The 13952-nt window shown below is 61.2% G+C and carries 16 protein-coding genes; 8 read left to right on the top strand and 8 right to left on the bottom strand.

Going from position 1 to position 13952, the window contains the following annotated elements; translation table 11 throughout:
• The first annotated feature begins 53 nt into the window (after positions 1-53).
• Positions 54-1109, top strand: a complete 1056-nt coding sequence (locus C4J88_RS09395) for a permease (protein WP_124406813.1) — start codon at positions 54-56, stop codon at positions 1107-1109.
• A 244-nt stretch (positions 1110-1353) separates the two neighbouring features.
• On the opposite strand, the gene mnmH is transcribed toward C4J88_RS09395, so the two are convergent.
• The 4 genes from mnmH to C4J88_RS09375 form a co-directional block, all read right to left on the bottom strand.
• A complete protein-coding gene (mnmH, locus tag C4J88_RS09390; protein WP_124406812.1) occupies positions 1354-2457 on the bottom strand; it encodes a tRNA 2-selenouridine(34) synthase MnmH in 1104 nt (367 codons plus the stop codon).
• On the bottom strand, positions 2457-3491 hold the full coding sequence (selD, locus tag C4J88_RS09385) for a selenide, water dikinase SelD (protein WP_124362118.1): 1035 nt from the start codon (positions 3489-3491) through the stop codon (positions 2457-2459). The genes mnmH and selD overlap by 1 nt, the downstream gene beginning before the upstream one ends.
• 93 nt (positions 3492-3584) lie before the next feature.
• A complete protein-coding gene (locus tag C4J88_RS09380) occupies positions 3585-4334 on the bottom strand; it encodes a TerC family protein (protein ID WP_124403655.1) in 750 nt (249 codons plus the stop codon).
• 28 nt (positions 4335-4362) lie between these two features.
• Positions 4363-4614: a hypothetical protein gene (locus C4J88_RS09375; protein ID WP_124366539.1), complete on the bottom strand. Its 252-nt coding sequence runs from the start codon at positions 4612-4614 to the stop codon at positions 4363-4365.
• Positions 4615-4748: 134 nt separating this feature from the next.
• Here C4J88_RS09375 and nhaR point away from each other — a divergent pair, with 134 nt between their 5' ends.
• Positions 4749-5651, top strand: a complete 903-nt coding sequence (gene nhaR, locus C4J88_RS09370) for a transcriptional activator NhaR (RefSeq protein WP_124362115.1) — start codon at positions 4749-4751, stop codon at positions 5649-5651.
• A 161-nt stretch (positions 5652-5812) separates the two neighbouring features.
• Positions 5813-7033 carry a serine/threonine transporter SstT gene (sstT, locus tag C4J88_RS09365; RefSeq protein WP_124366537.1) on the top strand — a complete coding sequence of 407 codons (1221 nt, stop codon included), beginning with the start codon at positions 5813-5815 and terminating at the stop codon, positions 7031-7033.
• 64 nt (positions 7034-7097) lie between these two features.
• Here the strand turns inward: sstT and C4J88_RS09360 are convergent, their stop codons facing one another.
• Positions 7098-7607, bottom strand: a complete 510-nt coding sequence (locus tag C4J88_RS09360) for a DUF1993 family protein (protein WP_124362113.1) — start codon at positions 7605-7607, stop codon at positions 7098-7100.
• A 115-nt stretch (positions 7608-7722) separates the two neighbouring features.
• On the opposite strand from C4J88_RS09360, the gene C4J88_RS09355 reads away from it, so the two are divergent.
• Positions 7723-8373, top strand: coding sequence for a YceH family protein (locus C4J88_RS09355; protein ID WP_124406811.1), 651 nt, complete (start codon positions 7723-7725; stop codon positions 8371-8373).
• Positions 8374-8521: 148 nt separating this feature from the next.
• Here the strand turns inward: C4J88_RS09355 and C4J88_RS09350 are convergent, their stop codons facing one another.
• Positions 8522-9340, bottom strand: coding sequence for a shikimate 5-dehydrogenase (locus C4J88_RS09350; protein ID WP_124366535.1), 819 nt, complete (start codon positions 9338-9340; stop codon positions 8522-8524).
• 156 nt (positions 9341-9496) lie between these two features.
• Between C4J88_RS09350 and C4J88_RS09345 the strand changes: the two genes are divergently transcribed.
• The 3 genes from C4J88_RS09345 (at position 9497) to C4J88_RS27380 (ending at position 10550) form a co-directional block, all read left to right on the top strand.
• A complete protein-coding gene (locus tag C4J88_RS09345; RefSeq protein ID WP_124362110.1) occupies positions 9497-9856 on the top strand; it encodes a hypothetical protein in 360 nt (119 codons plus the stop codon).
• A gap of 231 nt (positions 9857-10087) precedes the next feature.
• Positions 10088-10282, top strand: coding sequence for a hypothetical protein (locus C4J88_RS09340; RefSeq protein WP_033899765.1), 195 nt, complete (start codon positions 10088-10090; stop codon positions 10280-10282).
• A gap of 91 nt (positions 10283-10373) precedes the next feature.
• Positions 10374-10550 carry a hypothetical protein gene (locus tag C4J88_RS27380; RefSeq protein ID WP_164484521.1) on the top strand — a complete coding sequence of 59 codons (177 nt, stop codon included), beginning with the start codon at positions 10374-10376 and terminating at the stop codon, positions 10548-10550.
• Here C4J88_RS27380 and C4J88_RS09335 read toward each other — a convergent pair.
• Positions 10547-11614 (bottom strand): AI-2E family transporter, encoded by a 1068-nt coding sequence (locus C4J88_RS09335; protein WP_124362109.1) that lies wholly within the window; start codon positions 11612-11614, stop codon positions 10547-10549. The genes C4J88_RS27380 and C4J88_RS09335 overlap by 4 nt on opposite strands.
• A 175-nt stretch (positions 11615-11789) precedes the next feature.
• Here C4J88_RS09335 and yegQ point away from each other — a divergent pair, with 175 nt between their 5' ends.
• Positions 11790-13103, top strand: coding sequence for a tRNA 5-hydroxyuridine modification protein YegQ (gene yegQ, locus C4J88_RS09330; protein WP_124406810.1), 1314 nt, complete (start codon positions 11790-11792; stop codon positions 13101-13103).
• Position 13104: 1 nt separating this feature from the next.
• On the opposite strand, the gene C4J88_RS28030 is transcribed toward yegQ, so the two are convergent.
• Positions 13105-13860, bottom strand: a complete 756-nt coding sequence (locus tag C4J88_RS28030; protein ID WP_370004746.1) for a methyl-accepting chemotaxis protein — start codon at positions 13858-13860, stop codon at positions 13105-13107.
• Between the last annotated feature and the right edge of the window lie 92 nt (positions 13861-13952).

Here is a 13952-nt window from a genome sequence, read left to right as displayed (position 1 = left end):
TGAGCGTCAGGCGCGTATGATGCCCGCTATTGACTCATCTGCGGATCATCTCCATGCCCAACCTCGCTTCTGCCCAGCCCAACCGGGGCTGGTCGTTCTGGTGCAAACCTGCGCTGTTTCTGTTGGTGGCCTGCATCGGGCTCTACTATGTGAAATGGTCGCCCTACTACCTCAAGGCTTTTGTAGCGGCCGATAACCACAGCATCGGCGCGTCGATTCTCAATGACCAGCAAAGCTCGCCCCTCGCGGCGGCGCTGGCCTATGCCCAGGTGTATTTCCTGGCAATCTGGAAGGCCGCCGTACTGGCGGTAATCCTCGGTTCGCTGCTGCAGGTGTTGATCCCTCGCGACTGGCTGTTGCGCCTGTTTGGCCGCGCCGGCCTGGGCTCGACCCTGCGTGGCGGGCTGTTCGCCTTGCCGGGCATGATGTGCAGCTGCTGCGCGGCGCCTGTCGCGGCGGGTATGCGGCGCCAAAAGGTATCGGTCGGCGCTGCGCTGGCATTCTGGATCGCCAACCCGGTCTTGAACCCGGCCACCTTGGTGTTCATGGGGTTTGTGCTGGGCTGGGGCTTTACCGCGCTGCGGCTGGTGGCGGGGATTGTGCTGGTGGTGGGTGTGTCGTTGGTGGCGCAGCGCATTGCACGTCCGGAGCAAGTGCCGGAAGCGGCGCTGCAGGCTGTGGCCGAAGTCAGCACTGTTGAGTCCGAATCCTTCCTGGCGCGCTGGTTACGGACCTTGTGGCAGCTGTTCTGGAGCACCATCCCGGTATATATCCTCGCGGTGCTGATCCTTGGCGCGGCGCGGGTCTGGCTGTTCCCCCATGTGGACGGGGCGATGGCCGACAGCCTGGTGTGGCTGGTACCGCTGGCGATTGTCGGCACGTTGTTCGTGATTCCTACGGCGGCGGAGATTCCCATCGTACAAACCATGATGACCCTGGGCATGGGCACCGGCCCGGCCGTCGCCTTGCTGATGACCCTGCCGAGCGTGAGCCTGCCGTCGCTGCTGATGCTGCGTAAGGATTTCGATGCGCGGGTGCTGGTGACGGTGGCCGGGCTGACCATGCTGATGGGGGTGGTGTGCGGGTTGATCGGGGCGGTGATTCTTTAGCTTTTGCGTGAAGGCTTTATCGCACCCCGTGACCCAAGTGTGGGAGGGGGCTTGCTCCCGATGGCGGTCTGTCAGTTAAAAAAATGGGTGACTGCTGCACCGCAATCGGGGGCAAGCCCCCTCCCACATTGGGCCTGCGGCGTTTGGACTGGATCATCCGGCGCTCGAAAGCCAAAACTCCTGTTTCCCGGCATTAACTGAAGAAACCGGCTCAACCTGTTGTGAGCTCAATGGCATCCGAAACTCACGCCACCCGAGCAGCCCGCTCGCGCAAATACTCCACCACCGCGCCCTGCTCCCCGGCAAATTCGATTCGTGCGCCTTTGCTCTCACGCTGAAACGCATACATCGGGTCGTAATACTCACGCAACAGCCCTTCAATCCACACCCGGTGCACATCCACGGCGCCGCTGCGCGCTTGCTCCGCCAGGGCGTCCTGCAAAATCGCCTGCAGCCGCTGGAAGCGTTCGCCACCCAGGCGCTTATGGATATTGGCCAGGCTCTGGGTAAGCCGTTCGGCAAACATCGCCTGGCCATTCTCACCCCATACGTCGATGAACTCGGCGCACAGGTCGACCACGTAATCGCGCAGGATGCGTTCCACGCGGCCTTCAACGCTGTCTTCCAGCCACACCATTGGAAACGCCTGCATACCTTTGTGCAACGGCAGCGGCAGCGCGCAACTGCCGATCATGCGGCTCTCATCCTCGACCACGAACTGCTCGATGCCTGCCGCGCGCTTTTTCAGCAGGTCTACCGCAAGGCGGTTTTCGAAGTCGATAGTGGACGGTTGCGCCGTGGCACGCTTGCCGAAGCTGGAGCCGCGATGGTTGGCGTGGCCTTCCAGGTCCAGGGCGTTGCGGAGTTGGCCGAGCACTTCGGTTTTACCGGTGCCGGTCATGCCGCCGAGTAAGACGAAATCACATTGGACGGTGGCCTGCTCGAGCGTGTCCAGCAGGAAGGTACGCATGGCCTTGTAGCCGCCGCCGACGCGGGGGTATTCGATACCCGCCTCGGTTTTCAACCATTGCTGCACGATCTGCGAACGCAGCCCGCCGCGAAAGCAATACAGGTAGCCGTCTGGATTGGCCTGGGCGAACTGCGCCCACTGCGCGATGCGTTCGGCCTTGATCGGCCCCGACACCAACTCATGGCCCAGCACGATTGCAGCTTGTTGGCCTTGCTGCTTGTAGCAGGTGCCTACACGTTGGCGCTCCTGGTCGGTCATCAACGGCAGGTTGACTACCCCGGGAAACGCGCCTTTGGTGAATTCGACCGGCGCGCGGGTATCCATCATCGGCCGGTCGTTGAGGAAGATGTCGCGGTAATCGGTGATGTCAGTCGCCATCAAACCACCTCTACCGCGTTGCTCTGTCGCTCAAGCAGTTCGCCGATCGGCTCAAGGGTAAGGCCCAGTTCAGCGGCCACCGCGTGGAACTCGGCGTCGCCTTCGGGCGTGACGGCGATTAGCAGGCCGCCGCTGGTTTGCGGATCGCACAGCACGCGCTTGTGCAGCTCCTGCACACGCCCGAGCTTGCTGGCGTAGCTGTCGAAGTTGCGCAAGGTCCCGCCCGGTACGCAACCCTGCTCCAGGTAGTACTCGACGCCCGGCAGACGGGGCACTTTTGCATACTCGATGCGGGCCGTGAGGCCGCTGCCGTCGGCCATCTCTACCAGGTGACCAAGCAGGCCGAAACCGGTGACATCGGTCATCGCCGTCACCCCGGCCAATTTGCCGAAACGGCTACCGGGTTTGTTGAGGGTGCACATCCAGTCGCGGGCCAGGCCGATATCCGCTTCGCGCAACTTGCCTTTCTTTTCGGCGGTCGTGAGGATGCCGATGCCCAAGGGTTTGGTCAGGTACAGCTTGCACCCGGCGGTGGCGGTGTCGTTGCGCTTCATATGGCGCTTGTGCACGATGCCGGTCACGGCCAGGCCGAAGATCGGCTCCGGGGCGTCGATGGAGTGCCCACCGGCCAGCGGGATACCGGCAGCGTCGCAGACCGCGCGGCCGCCACGAATGACTTCGCGGGCAATCTCCGGTGCCAGCACATTCACCGGCCAACCGAGAATGGCAATGGCCATCAACGGGTCGCCGCCCATGGCGTAGATGTCGCTGATGGCATTGGTGGCGGCGATGCGGCCGAAGTCAAAGGGGTCGTCGACGATCGGCATGAAAAAATCGGTGGTGGAGACCACGCCGCGCTCGTCGTCGATGGCGTACACCGCCGCATCGTCACGGGAGGCGTTGCCTACCCACAGGTTGGGGTCGAGGTTCTGCGCGCCGCTGCCGGCAAGGATCACTTCCAGCACCTGGGGCGAGATCTTGCAGCCGCAACCCGCACCGTGGCTGTACTGGGTAAGGCGAATCGGCTCGTTCATGGTGGACCTCAAGCTATCAAGTGCGCCGATTCTAGCAGACAGCAAAAGGCCGGCTGGGCTCATATGAACCCAGCCGGCCTTTTGGTTCAGCGCTTACTGGCGGGCAGCGAGCAAACGCTTGTGGCGGTTACGTCGTGCGATATTCAGGCACTCGATAGCCGCCGAGAACGCCATGGCCGCATACACGTAGCCTTTGGGCACATGGGCGCCGAAGCCTTCGGCGATCAGCGTCATGCCGATCATGATCAAAAAGCCCAGGGCCAGCATCACCACGGTCGGGTTGTCGTTGATGAACTTGGCCAAGGGCTCGGCCGCCACCAGCATCACGATCACCGAGGTCACCACGGCAATGATCATGATCGGCAAGTGTTCGGTCATGCCCACTGCCGTGATGATGCTGTCGATGGAAAACACCAGGTCGAGCAGCAGGATCTGTCCGATAGCCGCGGCAAAACCGATGGCGACTGTATTGCCGAGCGTGGTCGTTTCCTCAGGCTCCGGGTCCATGCTGTGATGGATCTCGGTGGTGGCCTTCCACACCAGGAACAAGCCACCGGCAATCAGGATCATGTCTTTCCACGAGAACGCCTGGCCGAACACTTCGAATACCGGCGTCGTCAGTTGCACGATAAACGCGATGGTGCTCAACAGGCCCAGGCGCAATACCAACGCCATGCTGATGCCAATGCGCCGCGCCTTGGCCCGGTGCTGCTCGGGTAATTTGTTGGTGAGGATCGAGATGAAGATCAGGTTATCGATGCCCAGCACGATTTCCATGACGATCAAGGTCGCCAGTGCGATCCAGGCGGTGGGGCTGGCGGCCAGTTGTAAAAGATAATCCATAGGTCAGTCCTGACGTTGTGCTGGGGAATTAGGTTTCTTGGGTATGGGATTCTGCATCTTTTTCTGGCTGATCATCCTTCTTCTGCGGATTGATCAGGCCCTGGGTCGCTTCACTCAATGCCTGTTCAGCGGCTTTCTGGGTGTCATCGATTGCTTGCTTGGCCGTTTCGGTGGCTTTGCCCAGCACCTGCTGCGCGCTTTTCTCGACTTGATCACACCCGCCGATCATCACCAATGAAAGCGCAAGCAGTGCAGCCGCGCCCAGGGAATTGAGTTTCATGATGTATTCCTCGTTAGAACGCTTGGGTCCAAATAGTAGCCCCGCGATAGCGACGCATTCTATGCAGGCGAATAGTTCAGTAAAATTCGTATTTTTCTCGCGTATATTTCGATTTTTACGAAGTGTAGAAGGCCATGCTCAATTATCGTCAATTGCATTACTTCTGGGTGGTGGCAAAGACCGGCAGCATCGTGCGCGCCTGCGAGCAACTGAACCTCACGCCCCAGACCATCAGCGGGCAGATCAGCCTGTTGGAACATACCTTTGGCATCGCACTGTTTCAGCGCGTCGGCCGTCAGCTGGAGCTGACCGAAGCCGGACGCCAGGCCCTGCCCTATGCCGAGCAGATGTTCCAGACCGGCAATGAATTGGAGGCGATGCTGCGCGCACAACCCAACGAGCAGCAGATTGTATTTCGCGTCGGCGTGGCGGATGTGGTGCCCAAGTCCATCGTGTACCGGCTGATCGCCCCCACCATGGAGCTGAGCGAACCGATCCGCATCACTTGCCGTGAAGACAAACTCGAACGGTTATTGGCCGACCTGGCCATCCAGCGCCTGGACCTGGTGATCTCCGACAGCCCGATGCCCACGCACCTGGACATCAAGGGCTACAGCCAGAAGCTGGGGGAATGTGGCATCAGTTTTTTCGCCACCCAGGCATTGGCTGACCAACATAGCGGCGATTTCCCAGGGTGTTTGCACGGCGCACCGTTGCTGATCCCCGGCGCAGAGACCGTGGTGCGCAGCCGTCTGCAACGCTGGTTTGCCGATCAGCAGATTCAACCCAGGATCATCGGCGAGTTCGACGACAGCGCGCTGATGCAGGCCTTCGGGCAATCGGGCAGCGGCATCTTTATCGCCCCCAGCGTGATCGCCGATGAAGTGGTGCGCCAATACGGCGTGGCGCTGATCGGCCAGACCGACGCGGTGACCGAGTCGTTTTATGCCATCTCGGTGGAGCGCAAGGTCAAGCACCCTGGCATCGTGGCGATTACCGAGGGCGCCCGACGCGAACTGTTTACCACCCTGCCCTGATGACACGCCCGCGCCGATGAATCCAAATCCGACAGTGCGGGTGACGGAATGACGCAGCGAACGGGACTCGTCCTACAGCATGTTAGACTTCGCGCCTGCTGCCTACAGTACTTTCTCATTGCAATGCTGTGCCCTACTAAAAAAATCAGAGACAACTGTTTATGACTGCTGCCCCTTCCCTGCTGCAACGTTTAATGCGCGTCAGCCTGGTCACCCAAATTATCATCGGCCTGATCGCCGGGATTCTGCTGGCCCTGTTGCTGCCTGAGGCCGCCAAGGCCACCGGGTTTATCGGCAAAGTGTTCGTCACGGCGCTGAAGGCCGTCGCGCCGATCCTGGTGTTCGTGCTGGTGATGGCGTCTATCGCCAATCATAAACACGGCCAGGAAACCCATATCCGGCCGATCCTGTTCCTGTATCTGTTGGGCACCTTTGCCGCTGCCGTGGTTGCGGTGGTTGCCAGCATGCTGTTCCCGTCGTCCCTGGTACTGGCCACCCATGACGCCACCGTGAGCGCCCCCGGCGGTATCGGCGAGGTGCTGCAAAGCCTGCTGCTGAGCGTGGTCGATAACCCGGTCAGCGCACTGATGAATGCCAACTTCATCGGCATCCTGGCCTGGGCCATCGGCATGGGCATTGCCATTCGCCATGCCGGCGAAACCACCCGCACGGTGCTCGATGACCTGTCCAACGGTGTGACGTTGATCGTGCGCGTGGTGATCCGCTTTGCCCCACTGGGGATCTTCGGCCTGGTCGCCTCGACCCTGGCCACCTCCGGCTTCGGCGCCCTGCTCGGCTATGCCCACCTGCTGGTGGTGCTGATCGGCTGCATGCTGTTCGTAGCGCTGGTGGTCAACCCGGCCATCGTCTTCTGGAAACTGCGCCGTAACCCGTATCCGCTGGTGCTGCTGTGCCTGCGCGAAAGCGGTATTACCGCGTTCTTCACCCGCAGCTCGGCGGCGAATATTCCGGTGAACCTGGCGTTGAGCAAACGCCTGGGCCTGCATGAAGACACCTATTCGGTGTCGATCCCGCTTGGCGCTACGATCAATATGGCCGGCGCCGCGATCACCATTACGGTGCTGACCCTGGCGGCCGTGCACACGCTGGGCATTGCCGTAGACCTGCCCACCGCCGTGCTGCTCAGTGTGGTCGCGGCCATTTGCGCCTGCGGGGCTTCGGGCGTGGCCGGTGGTTCGCTGCTGTTGATTCCGCTGGCGTGCAGCCTGTTCGGCATTCCGAGCGAGATCGCCATGCAGGTGGTGGCTGTAGGTTTCATCATCGGTGTGCTGCAGGATTCGGCGGAAACCGCGCTCAACTCGTCCACCGATGTGCTGTTCACTGCGGCGGCGTGCCTGGACAAGGATGAACGGTTGGCTTGAACGCCAGCTGTAAAAAAGCCCGGGCCGCTCGTTGAAGAACGCACCCGGGCTTTTTAGTGGGTGCTTAGAAAGCGCCCATATAGTCACGCTTGCCCACTTCAACGCCGTTATGACGCAGCAAGGCGTAAGCGGTAGTGACGTGGAAGAAGAACTGCGGCAGGCCGTAGGTCAGCAGGTAGGACTGGCCGCTGAAGCGCTTCTCTTTCGGGGTGCCTGGGCGGGTGACGATTTCGATGCCTTCCTTGCCGTCGATCTGCTCGGGCTTGATGGTATCGACGAAGGCCAGCACCTTGGCGATCAGCGCTTGCAGGTCGGCGAAGGTGACTTCGCTGTCTTCGTACTTCGGCACTTCGATCTCGGCCAGGCGCGCGGAAACGCCCTTGGCGAAGTCGACGGCGATCTGCACCTGGCGCACCAGCGCGAACATATCCGGGAACAGGCGCGCTTGCAGCAGAGCGTTCGGCTCGATGTTCTTGGCGGTGGCGTGGGCTTCGGCTTTGTTCAGCACATCGCTGAGGGCGTTGAGCATTTGCTTGAAGACTGGGATAGAAGCGGCATACAGGGAAATGGTCATGTCAGTCTCGTGGTAATGGCAGGGTTGGAACCAGCGACGATTATAGCCATGCCTGCCGCTTGTCTTTTATTTTTTCCGGCTTAGGCTAGTGGATTCACTGCATAGGGAAAGCGCGATGACCGCCGAGCACGACACCGACACGCCTGAGCCGCGCCTGAACAGCACGGAAATCCGCATCCTGGGCTGCCTGATCGAAAAACAGGCGACCAACCCGGAAACCTACCCCCTGACCCTCAACGCCCTGGTGCTGGCGTGCAACCAGAAGACCAGCCGGGAACCGGTGACCAATCTCAGCCAGGGCCAGGTCGGCCAGAGCTTGCGCGTGCTGGAAGGCCAGGGTTATACCCGGCTGGTCATGGGCAGCCGCGCCGACCGCTGGGAACACCGCGTGGACAAGGCGCTGGAACTGGTGCCCGCGCAAATGATCCTGATCGGGCTGCTGTTCCTGCGCGGCCCGCAGACGGTCAATGAGTTGCTGACGCGCAGCGGGCGCATGCATGACTTTGAGGACGCCGAGCAGGTAGTGCATCAGCTCGAACGCCTGATTGCACGGGGCCTGGCGCTATTGGTGCCGCGCCAGGCGGGGCAGCGCGAGGACCGGTATACCCATGCGCTGGGGGACCCGGCGGATATCGAAACGATTATGGCCGCCCGCGGTAACCCGGTGGAGCGCGGCGGCGGGGGCGTCTGCGTCGAGCGTATCGAAGAGCTGGAAGCGCGAATTGCGGCGCTGGAAGAACGCCTGGCGCAGTTGGAACAGGCCTGACGAGCATCCAACTTGGAACATGCTGCCAGTTGTAGGAGCGAGCTTGCTCGCGAAAAACGCCCAGGCAACGCATTTATTCTGGATAAACGCGGCGCCCTTGAGTTTTTCGCGAGCAAGCTCGCTCCTACATCGCTCCCCGCTTAAACCGTCAGGTGCGGGCGAACGCCACGGCCGCCTGAAATTGCTCCGGTGTAGGACGCACGCCGGTATACAGCACAAACTGCTCCAATGCCTGGATCGCAATCACTTCAAGGCCGGTAATCACCCGCTTGCCCTGGGCACGCCCGCGCACGATCAACGGGGTTTCAGCGGGGATCGCCACGACATCGAACACCGTCTCGGCTTGATCAACGGCATCGGTCTCGAACGCCAACTGATCCGCCTCTGCCCCGCCGGTCATGCCAATCGGTGTCACGTTAACCAGCATGCGTGGACGCAACCCGCCCAGTTCAGCCTGCCACTCATACCCCAGGTTACGTGCCAGCGCCCTGCCCGCCACCTCATTGCGCGCCACGATCACGCCATTGGCGTAACCGCCGTCACGCAAGGCGCTGGCCACGGCCTTGGCCATGCCGCCGCTGCCGCGCAGGGCGAAGCTTGAGTCCTTCGGTACCTGGTGTTTTTTCAGCAGTTGCTCGACGGCAATGTAGTCGGTGTTGTAGGCCTTGAGACGGCCGCCGGTGTTGACGATGGTGTTCAGGGAATCGATGGCTTGAACCGAATCGTCCAGTTCGTCCACTAAAGCGATGGCAGCCTCCTTGAACGGCATCGACACGCCGCAACCCCGGATGCCCAGCGCCCGTATGCCACCGATCGCGCCGGGCAGATCCTGGCTGCTGAAGGCTTTATAGTAAAAATTCAGGCCCAACTGCTCATACAGATGGTTATGGAAACGCAGGCCGAAATTCCCGGGACGCGCCGACAGTGACATGCACAGTTGGGTGTCCTTGTTGGGGTGCATCTGCATGGGTAGCTCCTTGAAGTAAGCGAATCGGTACAGACCTTACACAACCTTTACCTATCGGCTGTGCTGTTTTTCAGAAATACGTTGTCTTAAAAGTATCCCCGCGACAATCCTTGAGTCTATTGATTGCAGACCACAAGCGCAGGGGCTAACCGAGGAATGACCATGATGCGTAAAGTCCCCAGGATCGCCTTGCTTATTGGCGCACTCGCGATGGCAGGCCAAGCCTCCGCCCACGGTGGTGGTTGGGGCGGCCCGGCCGTATTGGGTGCTCTTGTCGGTGCAGCCGTTGTCGGCTCCGTGGTTGCCAGCCAGCCGCGTGAGGTTTATGTGCAGCAACCGGTGTACGTCCAGCCGCAGCCGGTGTATGCCGCTCCGCCGCCGGTCTACTACGCACCGCCACCACCGGTGTACGTGCAGCAACAGGTTTATTACCGCCCGGCGCCGGTCTATTACGGCCCGCCACGGGGTTACGGCTACTATGGCCCGCCCCACGGCTACTACCGCCACGGCTGGTAACACATTGCTGTACATGCAACAGGCCTCGCCCACACGCGGGGCCTTTTTTTGCCTTGAACGTCTGGATTTATCTTGCAAAGGTCGTTGTGAGGACAATGCTCGGGCGGCAATCCCACATGATCCGGTTGGGATCTCCTCTTGCTCGACTGGTACGAACGCTGTCATGTTTGTGTCACGAGCCCGTTTCACTATCGACCTTGTCCACCCAATAACAATTACGGACGATTGACCATGCCTACACAAAATCCGCATCGCACCGCTGGCCTCTGCACATCCAGCAAGGTTTATAGTGCCCTGACCGAACTCAAGCACCTGGAAGGCCACCGCAGCGCGAAGTTCCTGGCATTGCTGGCAGAGAACCTGGTGCGCAAGGGCCTGCTCAGCGAACAGGAAGTGGTGCACATGCTCGATCAGGTGGTGGACTGACGCCTGCCGTTGATGTTGACTATCGAGCCAGGTGATTTTTCCTACGCGCGATCGCACCGTAAGGTGACCTCCATAACGTTTGGAGGTACTTATGCCCACTGTTCAGATCATGTCCGTCATCGGCAGCGCCGTTCCCGCCCCTCTTCGCAAGCTGGGCTTGCTCGCCTGCTGGTATGTAGTACGCGATGGCGAGCCTATCAGCGGCCCGCTCACTTCGTTATCCGACGCCCAACTGCAACTGGCTGCCAACTACAGGCTTGAAGCCTAGGGCAACGGCAATTTGACGCGCGGCTTGGTTTCCACGAACAACGCCCAGCAGGAAATGAACAGCGCCGCGACCAGCGGCCCGATCACGAAGCCGTTCAGGCCGAACACCGACAGGCCGCCCAGCGTCGAGATCAGGATCAGGTAGTCCGGCATCTTGGTGTCCTTGCCCACCAGAATCGGGCGCAGTACGTTGTCCACCAGGCCGATCACGAACACGCCGAACAGCGCCAGCACCACGCCCTGCCAGATCGAACCGCTCAACAGGAAGTAGGCGGCCACCGGCCCCCATACAATCCCGGCGCCCACTGCGGGCAACAGCGACAGAAACGCCATCAATACCGCCCAGAGCAACGCGCTGGGAATATCCAGGAACCAGAAAATAAAGCCCCCCAGCGCACCTTGAGTGACGGCCACCAGCACGTTGCCCTTGACCGTGGCTCGCACCACCCGGTTGAACTTGAGTTGCAGGCGGCGCTTTTGCGGCTCGGCCAATGGCACCGCCGTGCGCACCTTGCGTACCAGTTCCGGGCCGTCGCGCAGCAGGAAGAACAGCAGGTAGAGCATGATGAAAAAGCTCACCAGGAAATCGAACGTACCCTGGCCGAAGCTGAACGCCTGTGTGGCGAAGAACTGGCTGCCCTGCATCGCACCTTTCACCACCTTTTCCCGCAGCCCTTCCAGGTTGCCCATGCCGAAGCGGTCCAGCAGGTGCTGGAAATACGGCGGCAGGAAATGCTTGAACTGCTCGATATAACCGGCCACATCCAACTGGCCGCTTTCGACGTTCTTGTAAAGGGTGGCGCCCTCTTGCACCAGCAAGGCGCTGGTAATGATCACCGGCAAAATCGCGATCACCAGGCACACCGTCAAGGTGGTCAGGGAGGTCAGGTTGCGGTTCCAGCCAAAGCGCTGCTGCAGGCGACGCTGCATGGGCGCGAAGATGATGCCGAGGATCACCGCCCAGAACACCGCGCCGTAGAACGGCAGCAATATCCAGATGAAGGCGACGGTCACCAGGGCCAGCAGTAACAGCAGGGTTTTGAATTGCAGGTTGGTTTGATTCATGTCCGATCCATGTCAAAAAAGCACAGGGCCGGTGTCGGCCCTGTTGCTTAGTCCGCAGCGAAACCTGGGAGTGCCCTGGTTGATCGAACAAGCATAGATCGGCTTATCTAGACGTGGGTCAATGCACCACGCCAAGGCCTGCACTACCCTCGCGCCTTTTGCGGCTCACACCTCCATGCTCCCACTGATCGCCCCCGAACTGCTCGCGCCCGCCGGCACGTTGAAGAACATGCGTTACGCCTTTGCCTATGGCGCCGATGCGGTGTACGCCGGCCAGCCGCGCTACAGCCTGCGCGTGCGCAACAATGAATTTGACCACGCCAACCTGGCCCTCGGGATCCAGGAAGCCCATGCACAGGGCAAGCGTTTCTACGTGGTGGTGAACATCGCGCCGCACAACGCCAAGCTGAAAACCTTTCTCAAGGACCTGGCCCCCGTGGTCGCCATGGGCCCGGACGCGCTGATCATGTCTGACCCAGGGCTGATCATGCTGGTGCGCCAGCATTTTGCGCAGATGCCGGTTCACTTGTCGGTTCAAGCCAATACCGTCAACTGGGCCAGTGTGGCGTTCTGGCAACAACAAGGCATCTGCCGGGTGATCCTGTCACGAGAGTTGTCCCTGGAAGAGATCGGCGAGATTCGCCAACACGTGCCGGCCATGGAGCTGGAGGTGTTCGTCCATGGCGCCCTGTGCATGGCCTATTCCGGGCGTTGCCTGCTATCGGGCTACATGAACAAGCGCGACGCCAACCAGGGCACCTGCACCAATGCATGTCGATGGAAATACCAGGCCACCCCGGCGGTGGAAAACGCCACGGGTGACATCGTCCAGGCATTCGAACCGACGCTGGGCATCGGCACGCCGACCGACCAGGTATTCCTGTTGCAGGAAGCCAATCGCCCCACTGAGCAGATGCCGGCGTTCGAAGACGAACACGGCACCTACATCATGAACGCCAAGGATCTGCGCGCCGTGCAGCACGTGGAGCGCCTGACCCGCATGGGCGTGCATTCACTGAAGATCGAAGGCCGCACCAAATCGCACTTCTATTGTGCGCGCACCACCCAGGTGTATCGCCGCGCAATTGATGATGCGATGGCCGGTCGCGCCTTTGACCGCCGCTTGATGACCGACCTCGAATCCCTGGCCCAGCGCGGTTACACCGAAGGTTTCCTGCGCCGCCATGTGCACGACGAATACCAGAACTACCAGAACGGCAGCTCCGTCTCCGAGCGCCAGCAGTTTGTCGGTGAATTGACCGGCGAACGCCGGGGCGAGCTGGCCGAGGTCAAGGTGAAGAACCGCTTTGCCGTGGGCAATCAGCTGGAACTGATGACGCCGGCCGGCAACTTTCACTTTGCCCTGGCCACCTTGCATAACGCCAAGGGCGACGCCATCGAGGTTGCGCCGGGGGATGGGCACACGGTGTATGTGCCCCTGCCGGCCGAGCTGGACCTGGCGTTTGGCTTGCTGATGCGCGACGTGTAGGTCAGATCCTGAACTGGCCCACCAACTGCCCGAGGCGCTGGCCCAAGTCCGCCAGGCTGCGGGAGGTCTGGGCGCCGAGCTGGGTTTCATCGGCCACACTGTCCACCGCCACGGCAATCTGGTGCACGCTGCGGTTGATCTCTTCCGCCACGGCGGTTTGTTCCTCGGCGGCGCTGGCGATCTGCGCGTTCATCGAGTTGATGGTGCCGATCAACTGGGCCATGGTGTCGAGCGACGCGCCGGCCTGGTTGGCCTGGGCCGATGTGCCGTCCCCGGCATCGCTGGAGCGGCGCATGGCATCCACGGCGGCTTCGGTGCCTTTTTGCAGGCGGTCGATCATGCCCTGGATTTCCTGAGTGCTGGTCTGGGTGCGGCTGGCCAGGGCGCGCACTTCATCGGCGACCACCGCAAACCCACGTCCGGCCTCCCCTGCCCGCGCAGCTTCAATTGCCGCGTTGAGCGCCAGCAGGTTGGTTTGTTCAGCAATCGAGCGAATCACGCCCAGCACACTGACAATCGACGACACGTCCTGTTGCAGGCTGTCGAGGGACACACCGCTACTGCGGATATCGTTCACCAGCGCGTGAATCTGCGCGATGCTGCCGTCCACCACACGCTTGGCGGCCTGGCCCTCGGCATCGGTCTGCTGCGCGGCAACGGCGGCACCCTGGGCACTGCGCGCCACTTCATGGGCGGCGGACGACATCTGATTGATCGCGGTGGCGACCTGATCGGTTTCGTGACGCTGGCGTTCCATAGCGGTTTCCGAGCGCTGGGCTTGCTCGGACACCTGGCTCACCAGGCCGGTGAGTTGCGCGGTCATTTCGGTGATCTGGCGGACCAGGCCGT

Source organism: Pseudomonas sp. R4-39-08, assembly GCF_003852275.1.
GTDB lineage: Bacteria > Pseudomonadota > Gammaproteobacteria > Pseudomonadales > Pseudomonadaceae > Aquipseudomonas.
The sequence above is the reverse complement of the archived record's forward strand: the minus strand, read 5'-3'. Positions and strand labels throughout refer to the sequence as shown.